18 protein-coding genes are annotated in these 22357 nt (G+C 71.3%); 10 read left to right on the top strand and 8 right to left on the bottom strand.

Annotated elements, in window-relative coordinates; translation table 11 throughout:
* Positions 1 to 23 precede the first annotated feature (23 nt).
* The 5 genes from ACFQ80_RS00090 (at position 24) to trxA (ending at position 7819) form a co-directional block, all read left to right on the top strand.
* On the top strand, positions 24 to 2390 hold the full coding sequence (locus ACFQ80_RS00090) for a DUF6049 family protein (protein ID WP_430562092.1): 2367 nt from the start codon (positions 24 to 26) through the stop codon (positions 2388 to 2390).
* Positions 2387 to 4210, top strand: coding sequence for a murein biosynthesis integral membrane protein MurJ (gene murJ / locus ACFQ80_RS00085; RefSeq protein ID WP_430562091.1), 1824 nt, complete (start codon positions 2387 to 2389; stop codon positions 4208 to 4210). The genes ACFQ80_RS00090 and murJ overlap by 4 nt, the downstream gene beginning before the upstream one ends.
* 148 nt (positions 4211 to 4358) lie before the next feature.
* Positions 4359 to 6296, top strand: a complete 1938-nt coding sequence (locus ACFQ80_RS00080) for a hypothetical protein (RefSeq protein ID WP_430562090.1) — start codon at positions 4359 to 4361, stop codon at positions 6294 to 6296.
* A 106-nt stretch (positions 6297 to 6402) separates the two neighbouring features.
* Positions 6403 to 7452: a thioredoxin-disulfide reductase gene (gene trxB, locus ACFQ80_RS00075; protein WP_430549411.1), complete on the top strand. Its 1050-nt coding sequence runs from the start codon at positions 6403 to 6405 to the stop codon at positions 7450 to 7452.
* A 34-nt stretch (positions 7453 to 7486) separates the two neighbouring features.
* A complete protein-coding gene (trxA, locus tag ACFQ80_RS00070; protein ID WP_429762817.1) occupies positions 7487 to 7819 on the top strand; it encodes a thioredoxin in 333 nt (110 codons plus the stop codon).
* 2172 nt (positions 7820 to 9991) lie between these two features.
* Here the strand turns inward: trxA and ACFQ80_RS00065 are convergent.
* The 8 genes from ACFQ80_RS00065 to rpmH all read right to left on the bottom strand — a co-directional run bounded on the left by ACFQ80_RS00065 (position 9992) and on the right by rpmH (position 15947).
* Positions 9992 to 11410 (bottom strand): ParB/RepB/Spo0J family partition protein, encoded by a 1419-nt coding sequence (locus tag ACFQ80_RS00065; RefSeq protein ID WP_430562089.1) that lies wholly within the window; start codon positions 11408 to 11410, stop codon positions 9992 to 9994.
* Positions 11411 to 11576: 166 nt separating this feature from the next.
* Positions 11577 to 12644 (bottom strand): ParA family protein, encoded by a 1068-nt coding sequence (locus ACFQ80_RS00060; RefSeq protein ID WP_430562088.1) that lies wholly within the window; start codon positions 12642 to 12644, stop codon positions 11577 to 11579.
* Positions 12645 to 12810: 166 nt separating this feature from the next.
* A complete protein-coding gene (gene rsmG / locus ACFQ80_RS00055; RefSeq protein WP_430562087.1) occupies positions 12811 to 13473 on the bottom strand; it encodes a 16S rRNA (guanine(527)-N(7))-methyltransferase RsmG in 663 nt (220 codons plus the stop codon).
* Between the two features lie 76 nt (positions 13474 to 13549).
* Positions 13550 to 14080 (bottom strand): protein jag, encoded by a 531-nt coding sequence (locus ACFQ80_RS00050; RefSeq protein WP_430562086.1) that lies wholly within the window; start codon positions 14078 to 14080, stop codon positions 13550 to 13552.
* 23 nt (positions 14081 to 14103) lie between these two features.
* Complete coding sequence (gene yidC / locus ACFQ80_RS00045) at positions 14104 to 15039, bottom strand: membrane protein insertase YidC (RefSeq protein ID WP_430544843.1); 936 nt, start codon at positions 15037 to 15039, stop codon at positions 14104 to 14106.
* Between the two features lie 57 nt (positions 15040 to 15096).
* Positions 15097 to 15420, bottom strand: a complete 324-nt coding sequence (yidD, locus tag ACFQ80_RS00040; RefSeq protein ID WP_430549416.1) for a membrane protein insertion efficiency factor YidD — start codon at positions 15418 to 15420, stop codon at positions 15097 to 15099.
* Positions 15417 to 15806: a ribonuclease P protein component gene (rnpA, locus tag ACFQ80_RS00035; RefSeq protein WP_430549417.1), complete on the bottom strand. Its 390-nt coding sequence runs from the start codon at positions 15804 to 15806 to the stop codon at positions 15417 to 15419. The genes yidD and rnpA overlap by 4 nt, the downstream gene beginning before the upstream one ends.
* 3 nt (positions 15807 to 15809) lie before the next feature.
* Entirely contained in the window at positions 15810 to 15947 is a 138-nt protein-coding gene (gene rpmH, locus ACFQ80_RS00030; protein ID WP_013840089.1) for a 50S ribosomal protein L34, read from the bottom strand.
* Between the two features lie 407 nt (positions 15948 to 16354).
* Between rpmH and dnaA the strand changes: the two genes are divergently transcribed.
* The 5 genes from dnaA (at position 16355) to ACFQ80_RS00005 (ending at position 22308) form a co-directional block, all read left to right on the top strand.
* Positions 16355 to 17770 carry a chromosomal replication initiator protein DnaA gene (gene dnaA, locus ACFQ80_RS00025; RefSeq protein WP_430549418.1) on the top strand — a complete coding sequence of 472 codons (1416 nt, stop codon included), beginning with the start codon at positions 16355 to 16357 and terminating at the stop codon, positions 17768 to 17770.
* Between the two features lie 648 nt (positions 17771 to 18418).
* Entirely contained in the window at positions 18419 to 19552 is a 1134-nt protein-coding gene (gene dnaN, locus ACFQ80_RS00020; protein ID WP_430549419.1) for a DNA polymerase III subunit beta, read from the top strand.
* Positions 19553 to 19596: 44 nt separating this feature from the next.
* A complete protein-coding gene (gene gnd, locus ACFQ80_RS00015; protein ID WP_430562085.1) occupies positions 19597 to 20490 on the top strand; it encodes a phosphogluconate dehydrogenase (NAD(+)-dependent, decarboxylating) in 894 nt (297 codons plus the stop codon).
* Between the two features lie 32 nt (positions 20491 to 20522).
* Positions 20523 to 21713: a DNA replication/repair protein RecF gene (recF, locus tag ACFQ80_RS00010; protein ID WP_430562084.1), complete on the top strand. Its 1191-nt coding sequence runs from the start codon at positions 20523 to 20525 to the stop codon at positions 21711 to 21713.
* 100 nt (positions 21714 to 21813) lie between these two features.
* Complete coding sequence (locus ACFQ80_RS00005; protein ID WP_430549500.1) at positions 21814 to 22308, top strand: DUF721 domain-containing protein; 495 nt, start codon at positions 21814 to 21816, stop codon at positions 22306 to 22308.
* Positions 22309 to 22357: the final 49 nt, after the last annotated feature.

The raw sequence follows: 22357 nt of genomic DNA, 5'->3' as shown, positions 1-22357 counted from the left end.
CGCCGTCGAGTGAGGCCCGCCGCGTGACCACCTCCCGACCCTCGGGTGCCGGCGCCGCACCCGCACGCCCGCCCGCCCGCCCGGCCCGCCTCCACCGCGCGCCCTTCCTGCCCGCGCTGGCCGTGCTCGCCGGGCTGCTCCTGACGGGTGCGCTGGTCGCGCTCCCCGGCACGTCGGCGTCGGCCCTCACCTCGCCGTCCCTCCTGCCCGCCGCCCGCGACGGGAAGGCGACGGTCGAGCTCGTGGGCTCCGCGCCCACGCTCGCCTCGCCCGGCTCCACCGTGACGCTCACCCTCCAGGTCACCAACGGCACCGACGTGGTGCTCGACGGCGCCGGGCTCGACCTCGGCGTCTCGTGGCGGCCCCTCACCTCGCGCGAGAGCCTGTCGGCCTGGGCGCAGGACGACGGCACCAGCACCGCAGGACCTCCCCAGGTCGACGAGACCGTCGAACGCCTCGCACCCGGGGACACCGCGCAGGTGGCGATGGAGCTCGACGTCGACTCCCTCGGCCTCAGCGCGGAGAACCCGTGGGGGCCCCGGGAGATGTCCGTCGCGCTGACCCGCGGCGGGTCCACGCTCGACGTCGTCCACACCTTCCTGCTGTTCGCGCCGGAGGGCGACGCGCCCGACCCTGTCTCGGTGAGCGTCGCCGCGCCCGTCACGGGCCCCGCCGTCGACCCGCTCGACCCGGACGGCTACGACCTGGAGCTCGGCACCGCCACCGCGACCGGCGGACGGCTGGCCCGGCTGCTCGACGCCGCGGCCGTCAGCGGCACGTCACCCGGGATGTCGCTCGCGGTCGACCCGGCCCTCGTCGCCGCGGCCGCCGCCTCCGGCGACGGGGACTCCCAGGCGTGGGCCACGCGGCTCACCGGAGCCCCTGTCACCGCCGACGACGCCGACACCTCGGCGAGCCTGACGAGCACCATCGGCACCCGGAGCACCGCGGCGACCGGTGAACCCAGCGACGTCGCCGTGCTGCCCGGCTACGACCCCGACCTCGCGGCGGTCGCGCACGCCGACCCGACCCGGGCGGACGTCGCGGCCGCGACCGGCGGGGAGGCCGCGCTCGGGGCGGCCTGGCAGCGGCCGGAGGGCTGGGACCTCACCGTCGCCTGGCCGGAGGGCCGGCCCGACGCCGCCACCCTCGCCGCCGGCCGCGACGCGCCCGTCGACCAGGTGGTGGTGGCCGACGGCCTCGCCCCCGCCGACGGAGCCGCCGCCTCCGCACGCACCGCCGTGGACACGTCGTCGGGCAAGGTGCCCGCGCTGGTCGCCGACGACGGGCTGTCGTCCGCGTTCGCCTCCCTCACCGACGGCGACGACGCCCCGTCCGCCGCGGAGGCGTCCACCCGCGTGCTGGCCGACGCCGCGCTCGTCGCGCTCCAGCAGCAGGACTCCGGGCAGCAGGACCTGCACCTGCTCGCCGCCCTGCCGCGGGACTGGTCCCCCGACCCCGCCCTGGTGGGCACGGTGCTCGGCGCCCTCCACGACGCGTCGTGGGCCGACGTCGTGCCGCTGTCCGAGACCGTCGCCGCCCCCGCCTCCCGCGTGCCGCGCGACGAGCCCGCACGGGGCGAGCGGGCCGGTCGGTCGAAGGGTGAGCTGGCGCCCTCCTCCGTCCGCCGGCTCCTCGACTCCCACCGCGACCTCGCCGCGTTCTCGACCGTGGCCAGCGACCCCGTCGAGCTGAGCGGCGACGCCGACCAGGCGCTCGTCGCCCCGCTCGCCGTCGCCGCACGCACGGAGCGCGACGCCCGTGAGCGCGCCGTCGACCTCGCCGTGGAGCAGTCCGACGCCCTCCAGCAGGGCATCAGCGTCGCCGACCGGTCCAACGTGACGCTCGTCAGCGACACCGGCAAGCTGCCCGTGACCGTCTCGAACGAGCTGCCCGTGGACGCCACCGTCACGGTGGTGCTGCGGCCCGACGCGTCCCGGCTGGTCGTCGAGTCCCGCCCGACGGTCGTCGTCCCCGCCGGCACGTCGTCCAACGTGCACGTCCCCGTGCGTGCCATCGGCTCCGGCGACGTCAACCTGCAGGTCGAGGTGCTCGCGCCGAGCGGCACGGTCGTCGCCGGGCCCACGAGCTTCTCGCTCCGCGTCCGCGCGGGGTGGGAGACCGCGGGCACCGCCGTCGTCGCCGCCCTGGTCGCTCTCCTCTTCATCGGGGGCATCTGGCGTACGGTGCGTCGGGGGCGGTCCTCGGCCCGGACCACGGACGAGGGCGTCGCGGACGCCGCCGCCGACCCCCAGGGGCCCGACGCCGCCGCACCCGACGACAGTCCGCCACGCGACCCGCACGACGACGACCCGAACGACCCGGGCGGCGGCGGGATCCCCGCCGCCCGCACGCCGCCCGCCCAGGCCACGGAGACCGACCCCTCATGACTTCGACGTCCGCCTTCCCCGACGACAGCCGGCCCGACCTGCCCGGCGAGGGCGACGCCACCGACCCCGGGTCGCCGACCGGCGCCGCGGGCGCGAGCTGGCACCCGGTCGGCGACCCCGCCGCCGGCAACGCCGGTCAGGACGACGACGGTGGCGACGACAACGGCAGCGACGACGCCGGCGCCGTGCGACGCACCAGCCTCGGCCGCGGCTCCGTCGTGATGACGCTGGGTACCGTCGCGTCCCGCGCCTCCGGGCTGATCCGCGCGATGCTCCTGGTGGCCTGCGTGGGCGCCGTCGGCACGGTGGCGGATGCGTTCGACATCGCGAACAAGCTGCCCAACATGCTGTTCGCGCTCATCTCGGCGGGCGTGCTCCAGGCCGTGCTCATCCCCCAGATCCTGCGGGCGATGAACGCGCACAACGCCCGCGAGCGGCTCGACAAGCTGCTCAGCATCTCGGGGCTCGGCCTGCTCCTGCTCACGGCGGTGCTCGTCGTCGCGGCCCCGCTGATCGTCTGGCTGTCCACCCTCAGCGGCGCCTGGACCACCGACGAGCGCCACCTCGCCGTGGTCTTCGCGTACTGGTGCATCCCCCAGGTCTTCTTCTACGGCCTCTACATGCTGCTGGGCCAGGTGCTCAACGCGCAGGGCAAGTTCGGCGCCTACGGCGTCGCGCCCGTGGCGAACAACGTCGTCTCCCTGCTCGGGTTCGGCGCGTTCCTCCTGGTGTGGGGTTCGGCGCCGGACCGCGGCATCTCCGACCTGTCCCAGTGGTCGTCGGCCCAGACGGCGGTGCTCGCCGGCACGGCGACGCTCGGCATCGCGGCCCAGGCCCTGGTGCTCGTGGTCGCCCTGCGCCGTTCCGGATTCCGGTGGCGGTTCCGGCTCGGGCTGCGCGGGATCGGCCTGCGCGCCGCGGGGTCGGTGGTCGGCTGGACCATCGGGGCCGTCGCGCTCGAGCAGGTCGGCGTCCTCTTCCTCACGAACGTGCTCGGTGCTGCCGGCCGCGCCGGGACGTCGCTCGACGAGGCCTTTGCCGGGAACGCCGCGTACACGAACGCGATGACGATCTACCTGCTTCCCCACTCGCTCGTGGTCGTCTCGATCGTCACGGTGCTCTTCCCGCGCATGACGGCCGCCGTGCAGGCCGGGGACATCCCGGGCGTACGGCGGGACATGTCCCTGGGCATGCGTTCCGCGGGTGTCTTCTCGGTCTTCTCGACCGCGGTCCTCGTCGTCCTGGCGGTCCCGCTGACCGGCGCGCTGCTGCCGTCGCTCGGACCGGACGGCATCGCCGCCGTCGCGCCGATCATCCAGGCGATGTCGATCGGCATCATCGCCCTCGGCGCGACGGTGCTGGTCCGCCGCATGTACTTCGCCTTCGAGGACGGTCGCTCGATCTTCGGCATCCAGGTCATCGCGACGGTCTCGATGGTCGTCGTCCTGTGGGGCGCGACCCGCCTGCTGCCGCCCCAGTGGTGGGCCGTCGCCGCCGGTGGCGCGTATGCCCTGTCCACATGGATCTCGCTGCTGCTGCGCGTGCGCGGCATGCGCCGCAAGCTGCAGGGCATGGACGGCCGGCGGGTCCTGCAGCTCTACGTCCGCGCGCTGGTCGGCGCACTGATCGCCGCCCTCCTGGGCTGGCTGACCGTCCGCCTCCTCGACGGCTACGACGTCAGCTCGTGGGGCCACTCCGTGCTGGTCACGGCCGTCGCCGGGATCGTGATGGTGGTCGGCTACGTGCTCGCGCTCAAGGTCCTCCACGTGCGCGAGCTCGATGACGCGCTGGCCCCCGTCCTCCGGCGGCTCAAGCGATGACGACGGTCGCGTGCCCGGCTCGCGCGGGTTCCGTGAGGGCCCTGCGGGCACGCCCGCAGGGCGCGACCTCGCGGCCACCGGGCCGCCCGTACCATGGTCCGATGGACCGGAGGACCCTCTCCCCCCGCACCCCCACCGAGGAGCACAGGTGAGCACCGCCCATCCCGGGACCGTCATGGTCGATCGCTATCGGCTCGTACAGCTCGCTGCCACCGACCTCGCAGCAGCCGAGGCGTGGGAAGCGCACGACCAGATCCTGGACCGTCCCGTCCGGGTGACCTTCGTCGACGGCCCGTACGCGTCGGCGGCGCTCGACGCCGCGCGCCGGGCCGCGCTCGTCGCCGACCCGCGGCTCTCCCGCGTGCTCGACGTCGGCAGCACCGACCTCGGCGCAGGCCAGCGCAGCTACATCATCTCCGAGCCCTATCGGGGCTCGTCGCTCACGGAGGTCGTCTCCGGGGGCCTGGTCGACGCCCAGCAGGCTCGTGCCGTCGTCGGCGAGGCCGCCGCGGCGCTCGAGGCCGCCGGGCAGCGCGGCGTGCACCACCTGGCGCTGCGGCCCGAGGCCGTGCGGGTGGACGGCCACCGCGTCGTCGTCACCGGGCTCGGCATCGACGCCGCGCTCGCCGGCGTCGACGGCGGTCGGGATCACATCACGGGCGCCGGCGCGGCGGCCGCGGACGCACGCGACCTCGTCGCCCTCGCCTACTACGCGCTCACGGCCCGGTGGCCGGGCGACTCGCTCGACGAGCCGTGGATCGCTCCCGACGCCGTGCGCCCGCTGCCCGCGCAGCGCGACGAGCACGGCGTGGTCCCGGTGTCGACGCTGGTGCCGCACGTCGACCCCGAGCTCGACTCCCTGGTGCGCCGCACCTTCGGTTCCGACTCCCCCGACGCCCTCACCACGCCCGGCGACGTCGTCGCCGCGCTGGCACCCTGGGGCGAGGTGTCCGTCGTCGCGGCGCTCCCGCAGTTCGTGCAGCCGTCGACCGAGCCGCCGGTGCGGTCCTCCGTCATGGGCGCGGTCGGGACGGGCGCCGCCCTGCCGGGCACGCCCCCGCCGGCCCCGCCCGTCCGCCGGCCGGCCAGCGGCCGCATCGCCCGCTCCGCTGCCGTCGGTGGTGCCGCGGGCGCGGCTGCCGCTGCGGCCGTGCCGGCGCAGTCCACGCAGGCGATCCCGCCGGTCGCGGCGCCTACCGCGGCTCAGGCTCCCGTCCCGCCCGTGCAGGCGACGGCCGCGATGGCCCCCGTCCCGCAGCAGCCCGCGCCGGCGCAGCAGCCCGTGGCGGCGTACGGCGCCGCGCCCGCGGCGGCCTACGGCAACCAGGCGTACCCCACGGCACAGGGTGCCCCGGTCCAGCAGCAGACCGCGCACGCCCCCGTCCCTCCGCCGCCCGGTGGCGGTGAGCCCCGCACCGATACCGGCGGCTTCGCGTCGTCGCCGGCTCCCAAGCGCCGTGGTGTGAACCCGACGCCGATCGTGCTCGGCCTCGTCGTCGTGCTCGTGCTCGCGGGCGCTCTGTGGGCCGTCTCGAAGGTCATGTCGTCCCCGTCCTCTCCGCCGGCGGCGGAGTCGCCGGTCGCGACCGACGACGCGGGTGGCGGCGCAGCGGCCGAGGAGCCCACGGACGAAGAGTCCAGCGAGGCGTCGGAGACGCCGGAGGTCCGCCCCGTCATCCAGTCCGGCGACCAGCTCGACCCCGAGGGTGACGGCCAGCACCCCGAGGCCGTGGACCTCGCGTACGACGGCGACCCGTCCACCTTCTGGTACACGATGTACTTCAACACCCCGGACTTCGCCGGCCTGCGCTCCGGCCTCGGCTACGTCGTCGAGCTCGAGGATGCCGCACCGGTCACCTCCATCACCCTGAACACCAACTCCGAGGGTGGGCGCGTCGAGATCCGCGCCACGTCGCGGGACAAGCCGACCGACGGCCCGGTGCTCGCCGAGGGCTCGTTCAGCTCCGAGACGAAGCTCGACCTCAAGGAAGAGACCGTGGCGGACTCCTTCGTCATCTGGATCACGGAGCTGCCGAGCACGAACGGCAAGAACTACCTGGAGCTCAACGAGATCGTCCTCTCGTGACCGTTCCCGGGCGACGCCTGTCGCCCGGGAACACCACACCCCGTCGGGGTGTTGAGGGCGATGGCGCCTCAGGACGCGAAAGACCACCAGACGAGCAGGAGAGAACGTGACCGATCAGCCGACCAACACCACCGGTGAGGCCACCGTGCACGACATCGTCATCGTGGGCTCGGGCCCGGCCGGCTACACGGCGGCCGTGTACGCCGCGCGGGCTGGTCTGGCACCCGTCGTCATCGCGGGGTCCGTCACCGCCGGTGGTGCGCTCATGAACACCACCGAGGTGGAGAACTTCCCCGGCTTCCCCGCCGGCATCCAGGGGCCGGACCTCATGGAGGCCATGCGCGAGCAGGCCGAGAAGTTCGGTGCCCGCGTGCTGTGGGACGACGCCGAGCAGGTGGAGCTCACCGGCGACGTGAAGACGGTCGTCACCGGCGGTGGCGAGACGTTCAAGGCGCGCGCCGTCATCCTCGCGACGGGCTCCGCGTACCGCGAGCTCGGCCTGCCCGAGGAGAAGCAGCTCTCCGGCCGCGGCGTCTCGTGGTGCGCCACCTGCGACGGGTTCTTCTTCCGCGACCAGCACATCGCCGTCGTCGGCGGCGGAGACTCCGCGATGGAGGAGGCGACCTTCCTCACGCGCTTCGCCTCGAAGGTGACGATCGTGCACCGTCGCGACTCGCTCCGCGCCTCGAAGATCATGGCCGACCGCGCCCAGGCCGACCCGAAGATCGAGTTCGCCTGGAACAGCGAGGTCGCCGGCATCTCCGGCGAGGACAAGGTCGCCGGTCTCACGCTGCGTGACACCGTCACGGGCGAGGAGCGCCAGCTCGACACCACAGGCCTGTTCGTCGCGATCGGTCACGACCCCCGCACCGACCTGGTCAAGGGCCAGATCGACCTCGACGACGAGGGCTACATCCTCGTCGAGGGCCGCTCCACGCGGACCAACCTGCCGGGCGTCTTCGCCTGCGGCGACGCCGTGGACCACACCTACCGCCAGGCGATCACCGCGGCCGGCTCGGGTTGCGCCGCCGCGCTCGACGCGCAGGCCTACCTCACCGAGGTGGCCGACGCCGAGGGCGAGCAGTCCCTCGCCGGCACCCCTGCCGTGCCCAACCCCGACGGTCTCCCCGCCGCGCTCGACTCCGTCGCCGGCTGACCCCCTTTCCCCACCGATCCCGAAGGAGCGAACCATGGCTACAGTCGCCGTCACCGACGACACGTTCAAGGCCGAGGTACTCGAGTCCGACGTCCCCGTCCTCGTCGACTTCTGGGCGACCTGGTGCGGCCCGTGCCGCATGGTGGCCCCGATCCTCGAGGAGCTCTCGGACGAGTACGAGGGCAAGATCAAGATCGTGAAGCTGGACACCGACGCCAACCAGGCCACCACGATGGCCTACGGCATCACGTCGATCCCGACGCTCAACGTCTACTCTGGCGGCGAGCTCGTGAAGTCCGTGATCGGTGCTCGCCCGAAGCGCGCTCTGCAGGAGGAGATCGAGGCGGTCCTCGCGCCGAGCGCCTGATCACCTCAACGAAGGCCGCCCGTGTTTCACGTGAAACAGGGGCGGCCTTCGACATGCCCGGCTGGATGTGCTCGGGCGGCCGGGCACGAACGCCGCCGCTCGGCCCGCCGTCCCTGACGGCTCGGCCACCCCGGAGCTGACGGCTCCCGTCTGGGGTCGCGCCGGCCCCGACCACCGCAATCCTGTCAGCAGGCCACCGGCACCCATCGGCCACTCCTCGTCGCGGGCGCCGTCGTCGACCCGCGCGGCACCGCGACAGACGGTGGTCGGTGCCGAGTCCTTGCCAGCTCTGCCCGCGAACGCGACCTCCCGCTTCCCCAAGCGCTCGTCCGCCCACACGGGCGGACCATGCCGGTGTCTCCAGCCCGTGCCCTGAGCCGACTGGTCCGCCGGCCGCCGACCCTCGGCCATCACGGCGGCGCCGGTTCGACGCGTCTGCCCGGAATCCGGCTGTATGACGGGATAGCGATGATGCTCCCCGAGGCCTGGACGAGTCGGTAGACCGTCGCCGGTCGCACCAGAGTCGTGAGCGCCGAAGTCGCCCGGGCAGTCTGTGCACGAGCGGACCTGACGTTGCACGGGTCGTGCCCGCCACGAGGTCCCGCGGCTTCATCACGACGACGCCTTGTCCCGTCCGCTGCGACGCCGCCCGCCGCCATCGTCTCCACGGTCCGACCCGCACGGATGATCGGATCCGGTGGGCCCGGCCCCTCCGCACCCGCACATCTCTTCTGTTCCTCTTTCAGGTCGACCCAAGCTGTCGGATCGTCGTCGCCGTCTCGGCGTCATGATCCGGGGAGTCAGAGATCCCGCGACTCGCCTCTGACCTCCCGATCGGATGACGTCGCCGATGCTCCGAGCCGACCTCCGTGCCGGTGCGGACGTCCGGGTTCGCCCCCACCAGGGTCGGCAGCGGCCGCACGGCGTACCGACTCGGTGCAGCGGCCAGGCCCGTGACCTGCGCCGATCCGACGTCTGCTTGCGCCCGGCGCCGGAGATTGATCGAGCTCGCAGACACATGGCCCCCCTCTTCGTGGGTCACCTGTCGATGAACAGCAGGCATGGATGGCATGCCCGCGGTCCCGACCCCACGGTCCGGCGTCCCTGACTCGCGCACTGGAGCCGCCCGCCCACCTGCCGGCTCTGGTTGCTGCAGCGCACCAGGGAGGAGCCAGTACGCGTCCTCATGCCACCCGCACGACTCCACGGCTGGGGTTCACGTGAAACATCGAGGACGCATCTGAGTGGAAGGCCCGGCGCGTTCCCTCATCGGCCCCACGGCCAACCGGTGCTGGTGCCGGTTGATGTTTCACGTGGAACGGCCAGCGCAGTCTGCGATTGCCGCCAGGCCGTGCGGGCCCAGTCAGGGCGGTCGCCGCCCCCTCCGCACTCGCCAAGGCATCCGGGTGTGCCCAACCTCGTCCCGCCACTCACGAGGAAGCGGCCTGGCCGACACCCGTGCACTCCCCCACGGACCCATGGATCCATGGACCGCTCCGCCTCGAGAGCCTGTTCCGGGACTGCGCGCGTTCGGCCAGGTCGTGCGGCGCTCTTCGGACTCCGATGCGATGCCGACCCTTGGTACGCCGGAGCGCCGGAGCCCTTCCGGCCACCTGGGTCGCACTCACGAGCCTTGGAATCGGGAGATCGCTGCGCTGCGGACGCGTGCCTACCGGAACGAGACCGGAACCCCGCTCCGCGTGCGGGATGTCGACGCAGGTCAGCTCCCCGAACCCCCTGGCATCGACGCGCGCCACCGCGCGTCGATCGACTCCGCTCGCTTCAGAGAACGGTGCGCACCGTCGTCGCTACACCGTCGGACGTCAGCGCTTACTCCGCCCAGGTCATCGTGGATGCTGGGGCACGACCTGGACCGTCTGATCCGGCCAGCACCGGACACGCGCCGCCACGATCACCTCCCCCGCCACGACACCGTACGGCCGCCGGTGGGTTCTGCCTGGCCCGCGTTTCACGTGAAACATGACGGCGTGGCCCGCTCGCACCATCACCGCGAACGAGGAACACGCTCCGCACGCGCGGGGCGCGCCTCCCCGGTTTTCGGCCCCTACCCCCTTGGGCCGTGGACGACGAGTTCGCGGACCCTCGTTCTCCGCGACGCAGAACGGGCATCGCTCCTTCTGAGGAGCGATGCCCGTCCGCTGCTGCCGACTGTCAGGCGGGTCCCGACCGCAGGAGGCCCGGGTCCTCGGGCGCCATCACTCCCAGGATCCTGTTCAGATCCTCGACCGAGGCGAACTCCACGGTCAGGCGGCCCTTCGTCTTCCCGATGCTCACCTTGACGCGGGTCTCGAACCGATCCGCCAGTCGCGTCGCGAGCTCGTCCATCGCCTCGCTGCGCTGACCCGCGCGCGGTGCACGTCGGCCCGGCACATCGGTGTTACCGCTGGTCAGGAGCGTGACGATCTCCTCCGTGGCTCGCACAGAGAGCCCCTCGGAGACGATGCGCTGAGCGAGCCGCTCGATCTCTGCCCCATCGCTGAGCGAGAGAAGGGCGCGCGCATGACCTGCCGAGAGAACCCCCGCGGCGACCCGGCGCTGGACCAGGGGCGGCAGCTTCAGGAGACGAAGAGTGTTCGAGATCTGCGGACGAGACCTCGCGATCCGCGTCGCCAGCTCCTCGTGGGTGCAACCGAAGTCGTCCAGCAACTGGCGGTAGGCGGCTGCCTCCTCCAGTGGATTCAGCGCCGCGCGGTGGAGGTTCTCCAGGAGCGCGTCCCGCAACATGTCACTGTCATCGGTCTCACGCACGATCGCCGGGATCGTGTCGAGGCCTGCAGCCTGGCTCGCACGCCACCGTCGCTCACCCATGATGAGCTCGTACTGGTCCGGGTCGGAGGCGTCAGGACGCACCACGATCGGCTGAAGAACACCGATCTCCGAGATCGAAGCCACCAGTTCGTCGAGGTCGCCGTCGTCGAAGACGGTTCGCGGCTGCCAGGTGTTGGGACGGATCGACTCGACGGAGATCTCTGCAAACCGGGCCCCCGGAACCGGCTTGAGTTCCGTTTCACGTGAAACGGGGGCAGCGAGCTCATCGTCCGCGCCTGACGCGTCCTCCGTCGCAGGCTGTTCCGGAGCACTCCCCGCCCCATCCAAGGGCCCGTGGTCCGACGACGAGTCAGGTGTCTCGTCCACGTCCGGGAACTCGATGCTCGTGATCAGCCCCAGCGACAGACCGTCAGCGCCCAGCGACTCCTCCGCCACACGATCGGCGCCCGACCCACCTTCACCCGTCGGGGCGACCGGCTCGTCGGTCAGAACCGAGGTAGGGGCGCCCGAACCTCCGGCGCCGGGCCCCTTCGCCTGCGGTTCGCCACCCGTTCGGATGCTCAGCCGACCGCCCGCGATCGCGGAGTCCCACGAGGCGGAGCGCCGCGAAGTACGGCCTGCGTCCTCGCCATTCTCGCCAGCAGGACGGTCCGCGCCGACCGTGGAGACCGTGCTGCCGCTCTCCGTCGAGTCGCGACCCTCGCCCGCAGGGAAGAAGACGTCGACGGGACGGTCGCCCTCGGGCCCGGACGGGATCAGCGCGCCGAGCCCGCGCCCCAGGCCACGCTTCTTCTGACTCATGCTCCAGCCTCCTGAACCATCCGGCTCCCCGCTCCCCTGTTCGTCCTGAAGTTTCCGCCCCGTCTCCGCACCGACGAGGAACCTTCGCCAGCCCCACCACGGGCCGCGACATCGAGCACGTTCACCATCGCACGCGCCAGCGACGGGTTCGCGGCAGACCCCGGCTTCATCGCAGGTCAGAGCGCTGCGGCGCGCGCTCGGCGAGCTCTCGGGCGGCCTCGAGGTAGGCCAAGGATCCCGTCGAGCCCGGATCGTAGGTCATGACCGTCTGCGCGTGGCTCGGGGCCTCAGAGATGCGGACCGAGCGCGGGACGGTCGTTCTGAGCGTCTGGTCGGGGAAGTGCTCGCGCACCTCCGCCGCGACCTGTTGTGCCAGGTTCGTCCGGCCGTCATACATCGTGAGGAGGATCGTCGAGACACGAAGCTCGGGGTTCAGGTGCGCCTTGATCAGTTCGATCGTCTTGAGGAGCTGGCTGAGCCCTTCGAGCGCGTAGTACTCACACTGGATCGGGATTAGCACTTCGCGCCCCACGACGAACGCGTTCACCGTGAGCAGGCCGAGGCTCGGGGGGCAGTCCACCAGCACGTAGTCGATCTGCTCCTCGCCTCGCTCCTCCCGCTCGGACAGGTACGCGTCGAGCGCCCGCCGCAGACGTGTTTCACGTGAAACGAGAGAGACGAGCTCGATCTCGGCCCCGGAGAGATCGATGGTTGCCGGCACCCCATAGAGACCGGGAACCGACGGGCACTCCTGGACCGTGTTGGCGAGTGGCTCATCCTCGACGAGTACCTCGTAGATCGACGGCGTCCCGGCACGATGCTCCAGCCCGAGCGCCGTGGAGGCGTTCCCCTGCGGGTCGTTGTCGATCACCAGCACCTTCAGTCCCGACTGGGCCAGGCCGGCGGCAATGTTCACCGTCGTCGTGGTCTTGCCGACGCCACCCTTCTGGTTCGCCACCGTGATGATCCGGGTACGAGCGGGGCGGGGGAACTGCCGACCCTGCAGCTCAATCCGGCGCCGCGCGTCGATGGCGAGCTGCGCTGCGAGGGGGGTGGACTCGTCGGCCTCAGGAACCGAGGCGACGAGCGCCGCCCTATGACCGTCGATCACAGGAGGAAGTCCTCCCTGGGCCCACGACAGGGCGGGCGCGGTTTCACGTGAAACGTGCGGATCAGCCGTCGCGGTCCCATCGTTCTGCGGGACGTCGTCGACGTGCTCCGTACTCGTGCTCACGTGCCACTCCTCCGGTTCGTCACAGGGACTTGCACCCGAGTCGCGGCACGTACGACGCCACGGCCCGGTGCTCCGCGCTCACTCTACGGCCTCACCGACGTCCGGACGGGTCAAAACTCCGGCCCGTGGACAGGCAGAACGTCCACGGGCCGAGGACCAACGACAGTCAGGAGCGCCGCACGCGGAGGATCGTCGTGGGTTCGACGTTGTCGACCGTGCGGCCCTCGAGGATCTCCGGTTCAGCAGTCTTGAAGGACCGCAGCACCTTGCGCGCCGGCTCGATCTCTCGCTCGACGTTGCGGCCCTTCAGCACGACCATCGCACCGCCCTTCCGAACGAGCGGAAGGCTCATCCGCGCGAGCTTGCTCAGAGCCGCCACCGCGCGCGATGTCACGACGTCCACCTCGAAGGCGCCGTGGTACTCCTCCGCGCGACCCCGCTTCACCTGCACGTTCTCCAGGCCCAGGCTCTCGACGCACTCCTGCAACCACGCCGTCCGACGCTCCATCGGCTCGATGAGATGAACCTCGACGTCCGGGCGTTGGATCGCCAGCACGATCCCCGGCAGACCCGCGCCCGAACCGATGTCCGCCACCGAACGCGTGTCGCCGAGGTAGGGAGTAACGGCAGCCGAGTTCAGAATGTGCCGCTCCCACAGCCGTGCGACCTCTCGTGGACCGATCAGGCCGCGCAGCTCGCCCTCGTCCCTCAGGCTCGCGGCGTACTGCGCCACCAGCTCGTACCGGTCCCCGAAGTACGCGCGCACAGCGTCGCTCCAACCGAGCTCGGCGTCATCGTCGCCCGTCGGGGCCTGTGTCTCGTCGCTCACGATCTCTCCCTTGCACTGCCACCACATGCCGAGAGCCCGTCGTTTCACGTGAAACAACGGGCTCTCGAAACGTCTTTCAGGACTCCGGCGCGGCGTCCTGCTCCGAGGCCGGCTGGACCACCACGTACCGTGACGGCTCCACGCCTCGCGAATCACTGACCAGGCCCGCCGCCGCGACGACGTCGTGCACGACCTTGCGCTCGAAGGCGTTGAGCGGGTCGAGCTCGACCTCACGACCAGACTCGCGCACCTGGCGGATCGCGTCCTCGGCCAGGACGGTCAGCTCCTGCCGACGCGCCGAGCGGAACCCGGCGATGTCGAGCATCAACCGGCTCCGCTCCCCCGTACGCGCCTGCACGGCGAGCCGGGTGAGCTCCTGCAGCGCCTCGAGCACCTCGCCGTCACGCCCGACGAGAGCCGACAGGTCCTCGTCCTCGTCAGCCACGATCTCGACCGCGGCCCGGTCGTGCTGGATGTCGAGGTCGATGTCCCCGTCGAGGTCGGCGATGTCGAGGAGTTCCTCAAGGTAGTCCGCCGCGATCTCGCCTTCCTCTTCGAGGCGCTTCGTACGGTCGGGACCCTGCTCCACCGGCGTGTCCGTCGTCATCGGTGTTCGATTCCTCTCGCTGCTCAACGGCGCTTCTGGCGGTTCTTGCGCTTGGGCTGCTCGCGCTGCCCACGGGGCTTCTCGGGCTCGGGCTCCGGAGTCGCCTCGATGGCCCCCTTGGCCGCGGCCTTCCGCGCCTGCTTCTCCTTGAGGAGACGCTCCGCCTCCGAGCCGGGAGCCGGCATCTTCTTGATCGTGTAGAACTGCTGGCCCATCGACCAGAGGTTCGAGATGACCCAGTAGATCAGCACACCGACGGGGAAGTTGATGCCCGAGATCAGGAAGATCACCGGGAGGATGTAGAGCATCATCTTCTGCGTGCTCGCCATCGGCCCCTCGAGGGCGGCCTTGGGCATGTTCTTCATCGTGAGCTGACGCTGGGTGAAGAACATCGTGGCGCTCATCAGGACGATGAGGCAGATGACGACCACGCGCGACGTCATCGAGTCGGTGGTGCGGAAGACGTCGGAGAGCTGGGCCCCGAAGAGGCTCGACGACTCGATGTCGCCGGCGATGCGCTGGTCGATCGGGCCGATCGCCTTGTGCGTGCCCTCCGCGATGCCCTGCAGGTTGTTGAGCACCCGGAACAGCGCGAAGAAGATCGGGGACTGCAGGAGGATCGGCAGGCACGACGCCATGGGGTTGGTGCCGTGCTTGCGGTAGAGCTCCATGGTCTCGCGGCCCATGGCCTCACGGGACGCGGGATCCGTCTTGCCCTTGTACTTCTTCTGCACCGCCTGCAGCTCGGGCTGCATCATCTGCATCCCGCGCGAGGCCTTGATCTGCTTGAAGAAGAGGGGGATCAGCGCGATACGGATGACGACCGTCAGAGCGACGATCGAGAACACCCACGCCCAGCCAGGGCCGTCCTGCATCCCGAGGGTCGTGAACAGGGCATGAGCCCCGTACATGATCCAGGCCACGACCCACTCGATGGGGTAGAGGATGGTGTCGAACATCCCGAATTGTCTCCTCTGTCGGAAAGTCTGCGTCCCCGGCGGCGCGGTCCGGGAGGGTCAGTGGTGTGCTGCGCCGCGGTGCTCGTGACCCGCCGCGTCGACATCGACGTGGTGGGAACGAGCCGGTGGGACGTCGTCGACTCCGCCGAGGCTCCACGGGTTGCACCGCAGGATCCGCCACAGAGCGAGGCCGGTTCCCCGTAGCGTGCCGTGCGTACGGATCGCGATGATCGCGTACTGGGAGCACGACGGGTAGTACTTGCAGGTGGGCCCAGTCAGCGGGGAGATCACCGACTGGTAGACGCGCAGGACGCCGATGAGGACGGTGGCCGGGAGGTTCCGCAGCACGTTCCGCCCGCGGTCGAGCGTCGAGGCGGTCACGTCGTCCTCCGTGCGCGCGCGACGGCGCGGTCGAGGCTGCTCGTGAGGTCGCTGTCCAGCTCGGCGTACGTGGCGCCGCTCGAGGCCGGCAGTGCGCGAACCACCAGCCGGGCTCCGGCGGGGAGCGCGGGGAGGTGCGCCGCCGCGATGTGCCGCAGACGGCGTTTCACCTGGTTGCGGTGCACGGCGTTCCCCACGGCCTTGGATACGACAAGACCGACCTGTGACGGTGCATGGCCCGCGACAGCACCGACGCCGGCCTCAGGGCCGGCGTCGGGGTCGACAAGGAGATGCACCACCACGGTCGATCGACCTGCACGCGTGCCGCGGCGCACCGTCCGTTCGAAGTCGACGGAACGGCGCAGTCGGTGCGCCGCGGGCAGCATCCGTCAGGCAGAGAGCTCGGCGCGACCCTTGCGCCGACGGTTCGCCAGGATGGCGCGGCCGGCACGGGTGCGCATGCGCAGCCGGAAGCCGTGGGTCTTGGCACGACGGCGGTTGTTCGGCTGGAAGGTCCGCTTGCTCACGAGGTACTCCAAGAAACGTCGGGGAGGCACACCGTCATTTCCTCGACGATGCAGGTCTTGTCGCAGGTCAGGCCTCGCGTACGAGACGTGGAAGCACCGACCGGGCCGACCCGAGGACCGGCAGCCCGGATAAGGGCGCGCGAAAGGACCTGGAACGGCTGTCTGACGTTACGCCGAGGAGACCCCTCAGGTCAAACCCGCCCAGGGGCGACCCACACCGGCCGGTGGCTACGATGTGGAGGACCTCACGCACCTCGGCGCGACGTCGCGCCGGCCGCCCGGTACGTTCATCGTCCACAGCCTTGTCCACAGGTTCCACAGCATGTGGACAACACTGTGGACGGAGATCTGGCGTGGCAGACTCGCGACCTCGCTGACCATCCCGAACGACCCGAAGGACGACGCCCGTGGCCCAGCCGGACGAGAACATCACCGACGTCTGGGCACACACGCTCGCCACCCTCGAGGCACGGCCGGACATGACCGCCCGGCAGCTCGCGTTCATCAAGCTCGCGAAGCCGATGGCGATCCTGGAGGACACCGTGTTCATCGCGGTGCCGCACGAGCAGACCCGCGCCTACCTCGAGACCAGCGTTCGCGACCAGCTCGTCTCGGCGATGGCCTCCACGCTCGGACGCGACATCCGCTTCGGCATCACGGTGGATCCCGAGCTGAGCAGCGACACCCTCACAGGGCCGTCGCAGGACTACACCGCTCCCCCGGAGCCGGGTGTCCCCGACGAGCCGGAGGCGCCTCCGCTGCCGCCGAGTCCCAAGCAGTCGGCCGAGCCGACGCGGCTCAACCCGAAGTACATCTTCGAGACCTTCGTCATCGGTTCGTCCAACCGGTTCGCCCACGCTGCCGCCGTCGCGGTGGCCGAGGCGCCCGCCAAGGCCTACAACCCGCTGTTCATCTACGGGGACTCCGGGCTCGGCAAGACGCACCTGCTCCATGCCATCGGCCACTACGCCCACAACCTCTATCCCCATGTGCGCGTGCGCTACGTGAACTCCGAGGAGTTCACGAACGACTTCATCAACAGCATCGGCGAGGGGCGCGCAGGGGCCTTCCAGCGCCGCTACCGCGACGTCGACGTCCTCCTCATCGACGACATCCAGTTCCTCGAGGGCAAGGAACAGACGATGGAGGAGTTCTTCCACACGTTCAACGCGCTCCACAACGCGGACAAGCAGGTGGTGATCACCTCCGACGTCCCGCCCAAGCAGCTGAACGGCTTCGAGGACCGGCTGCGGTCGCGCTTCGAGTGGGGCCTCATCACGGACGTGCAGCCGCCGGACCTCGAGACCCGCATCGCCATCCTGCGCAAGAAGGCCGCGAGCGAGCGGCTCGACGTCCCCGCCGAGGTGCTGAGCTACATCGGCTCGCGCATCTCGACGAACATCCGCGAGCTCGAGGGCGCGCTCATCCGCGTCACAGCCTTCGCGAACCTCAACCGGCAGGCCGTCGACCTCGCCCTCGCGGAGATCGTCCTCAAGGACCTCATCACCGACGACGACACGCAGGAGATCACCCCGTCGATGGTGATCGCGCAGACGGCCGCGTACTTCGGCCTCACGATCGACGACCTGTGCGGCTCTTCCCGCTCGCGCGTGCTCGTCACGGCCCGACAGATCGCCATGTACCTGTGCCGCGAGCTCACGGACCTGTCGTTGCCCAAGATCGGCCAGCAGTTCGGCGGCCGCGACCACACCACCGTGATGCATGCGAACAAGAAGATCGCGGGCCAGATGGCCGAGCGCCGCTCCACCTACAACCAGGTGACCGAGCTCACGAGCCGCATCAAGCAGCAGCACCGCGGCTGACGTCTCGCCGCTCGACGGACGCCTCACGGGCCCGACCACGCTCTCCACAGGGCTGTGGATCCGGGCCCGTCGGCGTCTCTCCACATGCCCACCCACAGGGGAATGCCCGGAAACAGCCCGTTGCGCGCCATCTGTCCCCAGGCCTGTGGAGCAAAATCGTGGACAACGACCGGCGCGCACGCCGCAGAGAGATTCACACCTGTGGACAAACTTGTGGATGTGTGTGGACGACAGCCTCGGATCCGTGGACGACGACGCCCCGATCGGTGGACGGCTGTGGGTACAGATTCCGTCGCCCACAGGCCCAAGGTGTTGTCCACAGCTGCGCCCCCACGGCCTCCACACCCCGACCAGTGCGCTGACCTGCGCAAACAACGGTCATCCCCAGATTCCACAACCCCGATGACGATGACGAACGATTGATCAAGAAGAAATTCCACACACCTTCATCAGGCCGGCTCGTCGATCCAGGGCGAGGCCCGCCTCGGCCTGAGGATCACGTGCCGAAGAGCCCCTGTCTCGCGTAGGGTTTGGCTCGGACGACGAGGCAGGTCGGGTCACGTCGACGGTCCGGGCCGGTCCTGGGCCACCGACCCCACGCCCGCACGTCCGCTTCGATCGACAAGGGTCGACAACGCGAGGAGTGGGATGAAGTTCCGGGTTGAGCGTGACGTCCTGGCCGAGGCCGTGACCTGGACGGCGCGCACGCTCCCCACGCGCCCGCCGGCACCGGTGCTCGCGGGCGTCCGCATCGAGGTCGACACGGCCGGCACCATCTGGCTGTCCAGCTTCGACTACGAGGTGTCGGCGCGGGCGGAGATCCCGGCAGAGGTCTCCGAGCCCGGCACGGTGCTCGTCTCCGGCCGGCTGCTGGCCGAGATCTCCCGCGCTCTGCCCAACAAGCCCGTGGACGTCACGCTCGAGGGCACCAAGGTCGTCCTGACGTGCGGTGCCTCGCGCTTCACGCTGCTGACGATGCCGGTGGAGGACTACCCGGCGCTGCCGCAGATGCCCGAGCTCAGCGGCACCGTGACCGGCGACGCGCTCACGCACGCCGTCGCGCAGGTCAGCGTGGCCGCGAGCCGCGACGACACGCTCCCCCTGCTCACCGGCGTGCGCATGGAGATCGAGGGCGAACGCATCACCCTCATCGCCACCGACCGGTACCGGCTCGCCCTGCGCGAGCTCACCTGGACGCCTGCCACGCCTGGCTACTCGGCCGTCGCGCTCGTGCGCGCACGCACCCTGACCGACGTCGCGAAGTCGCTCGGCGGGGGCGGGGGCCTCGTGAACGTCGGCCTGTCCACCGGACAGGGCGTCGACCTCATCGGGTTCGAGGCGGGTGGCCGCCACACGACGTCGCAGCTCGTCGACGGCGACTACCCGCCCGTGCGGCGGCTGTTCCCGGACGCGACGCCGATCCATGCCGTCGTCGCCACGGCGCCGCTGATCGAGGCCGCCAAGCGCGTGTCCCTGGTCGCGGAGCGCAACACGCCGATCCGGCTGTCGTTCACGGACGGTCAGGTCGTGCTCGACGCCGGTCAGGGCGACGACGCGCAGGCGTCCGAGGCGCTCGAGGCGGTGCTGGTCGGCGAGGACATCCAGGTCGCGTTCAACCCGCAGTTCCTGCTGGACGGTCTGGGCGCGCTCGGCACCGACTTCGTCCGGCTCTCGTTCACGCACCCGAACAAGCCGGTGGAGTTCACCGGCCAGGAGTCGCTCGACGGCGAGGACTCGTCGGACTACCGCTACCTGCTCGTGCCGATCCGCTTCGCCGGCTGAGCGCCGTCCTGCCCGTTCGCCCCGCACCGTCCCCGGAGGTACCCATGGTCAGCCACATCGGACTCGTCGGTCTGGGCAAGATGGGCAACAACATGCGCGAGCGGCTGCGCCGCGGCGGCATCGAGGTCACCGGGTACGACCCGCGGCCCGAGGTGTCCGACGTCGCGTCGCTCGCGGACCTCGTGGCCGCCCTGCCCGCGGACCGTCGCGTCGTGTGGGTGATGGTGCCGGCCGGCGACCCGACGCGCGGCGTCGTGCAGGAGCTCGGCACGCTGCTGGGCGAGGGCGACGTCGTCGTCGAGGGTGGCAACTCGCACTACCCGGAGGACCAGGCCCGCGCGGCGGAGCTGGCGGAGCGCGGCATCGGGTACGTCGACGTCGGCGTCTCCGGCGGCGTGTGGGGCCTGGAGAACGGGTACGGCCTGATGTGCGGCGGAGACCGCGCGCACGTCGAGGCACTCATGCCGGTCTTCGACGCGCTGCGCCCCGAGGGGCCGCGCGAGGAGGGCTTCGTGCACGCTGGTGAGGTGGGCGCGGGGCACTTCGCGAAGATGGTGCACAACGGCATCGAGTACGGCCTCATGCAGAGCTACGCCGAGGGCTACGAGCTCCTCGCGGCCAAGGACATCGTCACGGACGTGCACGGCACGATGAAGGCGTGGATGCGCGGCACGGTCGTGCGGTCGTGGCTGCTCGACCTCATGGTCAAGGCGCTCGAGGAGGACCCGGCGCTGGCAGCGATCGACGACTGGGTCGACGACTCGGGCGAGGGCCGCTGGACCGTCGACGAGGCCATCGACAATGCCGTGCCCCTTCCCGTGATCTCCGCGGCGCTGTTCGCCCGCTTCACGTCTCGGCAAGACGAGTCCCCGGCGATGAAGGCCGTGGCCGCGCTGCGCCAGCAGTTCGGTGGGCACGCGGTCAAGCCCGCGCAGTGAGGCCGGCGGTGCCAGGCCGCCGAGCAGGTTAGATGTACGTCTCCCACCTCTCCCTCCTCGACTTCCGCTCGTACGCCGCAGCGGACGTCGAGCTCGAACCCGGCCCCAATGCGTTCGTCGGGCGCAACGGCCAGGGCAAGACCAACCTCGTCGAGGCGATCGGCTATGTCGCGACACTCGGTAGCCACCGGGTCGCGAACGACACCCCCCTCATCCGGGCCGGCGCGGAGCGGGCCGTGGTCCGGACCCGGATCGTGCGCGGGGATCGGGCATCGACCGTCGAGCTGGAGATCACCGCGGGCAAGGCGAACCGCGCGCGCGTGAACCGCGGCCAGCTCGGCCGGGCCCGCGATGTGCTCGGCATCCTGCGCACGGTGCTCTTCGCACCGGAGGACCTGGCGCTCGTCAAGGGCGACCCCGACGGTCGGCGCCGGTTCCTCGACCAGCTGGTGGTGCAGCTCCTCCCCCGGGCGGCGGGCCTGCTGGGCGACTACGAGCGCGTGGTGCGCCAGCGGTCCGCGCTGCTGAAGTCGCTGCGCGGTGCACGCCGGTCTGGTGCCGGACCTGTGGACACGAGCACGCTCGAGGTCTGGGACGCACGGGCCGCGCAGCTCGGCGGGCAGATCCTCGCCATGAGGCTGGCGCTGGTGGAGGCTCTGCGGCCGCACGTCGCGGCCGCGTACGCGCAGGTCAGCGACGCCGACGGGGATGCCGAGCTCGCGTACCGCTCCAGCGTCTCGGGGACGGCGGACGGGACGACTCGCGCCGCGGAGGACCTGGAGAAGGCGATCCTCGAGGCGATGGCGGAGGCGCGGAGCCAGGAGCTGGAGCGCGGCGTCAGCCTCGTCGGGCCGCACCGCGACGACCTGGTCCTCACCCTCGGCGGGCTGCCGGCCAAGGGGTACGCGAGCCACGGGGAGTCGTGGTCGTTCGCGCTGGCGCTACGGATCGCGTCGTACCGGCTGCTCGGCGGCGGCGACGAGCCGGAGCACGTGCCGGACGCCGCGTTCTGGGACCCCGACCTCGACACGGACGCGGATCCCGTGCTGATCCTGGACGATGTCTTCGCCGAGCTGGACGTGCGACGTCGGGAACGGCTGGCGGAGCTCGTCGCGCCGGCACGTCAGGTGCTCGTGACCGCCGCAGTGCCCGACGACGTCCCGCCGGGACTGCTCGGTGCGCGGTTCGAGGTCACGCCCGGCCAGGTGCGTCGTGCGGAGTGACGACGGCGAGAGCGTCGTGGGCGACCTCCCCGACGACGGCGACGACGCGGGCGGCACGTCGTCCGGCGAGGACCCGCGACCGGTCAAGGACCGCACCGAGCTGACGCCGCCTTCGGCGGTCGCGCGGGAGGCCCTCAACCGCGCGAAGGCGGCGGCGCGGGCCAAGGGACTCCGGCCGGGCTCGCCGGCGCGACGCTCCCCCCTCGCGGAGCCGCGCCTGTCCGGGCAGGGGCCGGGCGCCCGCGATCCCCAGCTCCTGTCGGAGGTGCTGGGGCGACTCATGCGTGACAAGGGGTGGACGGCGGACGTCTCCGTGGGCGGCGTGATCGGGCGCTGGCGGGAGGTGGTGGGCGCCCAGGTCGCCGACCACTGCCAGCCGGAGACCTTCGAGCAGAAGGTGCTCGTCGTGCGCGCCGACTCGACCGCCTGGGCCACACAGGTGCGACTGCTGGTGCCGACGCTGCTCCGCCGGCTCGAGGAAGAGGTCGGCGAGGGCGTGGTCGAGCAGGTCACCGTGCTCGGGCCTGCCGGGCCGGGATTCCGCCGTGGACGGCGGTCGGTACGCGGCCCCGGCCCCCGCGACACCTACGGCTGACGTCCGGGGCGACGACGAGACGAACGACGGGCCCGGCCGCAGGTGCGGC

It is taken from the genome of Isoptericola sp. NPDC056578 (genome assembly GCF_042793275.1).
GTDB lineage: Bacteria > Actinomycetota > Actinomycetes > Actinomycetales > Cellulomonadaceae > Isoptericola.
This window is presented reverse-complemented; position numbering and strand designations above follow the sequence as displayed.

Excerpts from the sequence above, each read along its gene's own strand:
- murJ (WP_430562091.1), top strand. The coding sequence starts at position 2,387 with ATGACTTCGACGTCCGCCTTCCCCGACGACAGCCGGCCCGACCTGCCC.
- trxA (WP_429762817.1), top strand. The coding sequence starts at position 7,487 with ATGGCTACAGTCGCCGTCACCGACGACACGTTCAAGGCCGAGGTACTC.
- ACFQ80_RS00065 (WP_430562089.1), bottom strand. The coding sequence starts at position 11,410 with ATGAGTCAGAAGAAGCGTGGCCTGGGGCGCGGGCTCGGCGCGCTGATC.
- ACFQ80_RS00050 (WP_430562086.1), bottom strand. The coding sequence starts at position 14,080 with ATGACGACGGACACGCCGGTGGAGCAGGGTCCCGACCGTACGAAGCGC.
- yidC (WP_430544843.1), bottom strand. The coding sequence starts at position 15,039 with ATGTTCGACACCATCCTCTACCCCATCGAGTGGGTCGTGGCCTGGATC.
- rnpA (WP_430549417.1), bottom strand. The coding sequence starts at position 15,806 with ATGCTGCCCGCGGCGCACCGACTGCGCCGTTCCGTCGACTTCGAACGG.
- dnaN (WP_430549419.1), top strand. The coding sequence starts at position 18,419 with ATGAAGTTCCGGGTTGAGCGTGACGTCCTGGCCGAGGCCGTGACCTGG.
- gnd (WP_430562085.1), top strand. The coding sequence starts at position 19,597 with ATGGTCAGCCACATCGGACTCGTCGGTCTGGGCAAGATGGGCAACAAC.
- recF (WP_430562084.1), top strand. The coding sequence starts at position 20,523 with ATGTACGTCTCCCACCTCTCCCTCCTCGACTTCCGCTCGTACGCCGCA.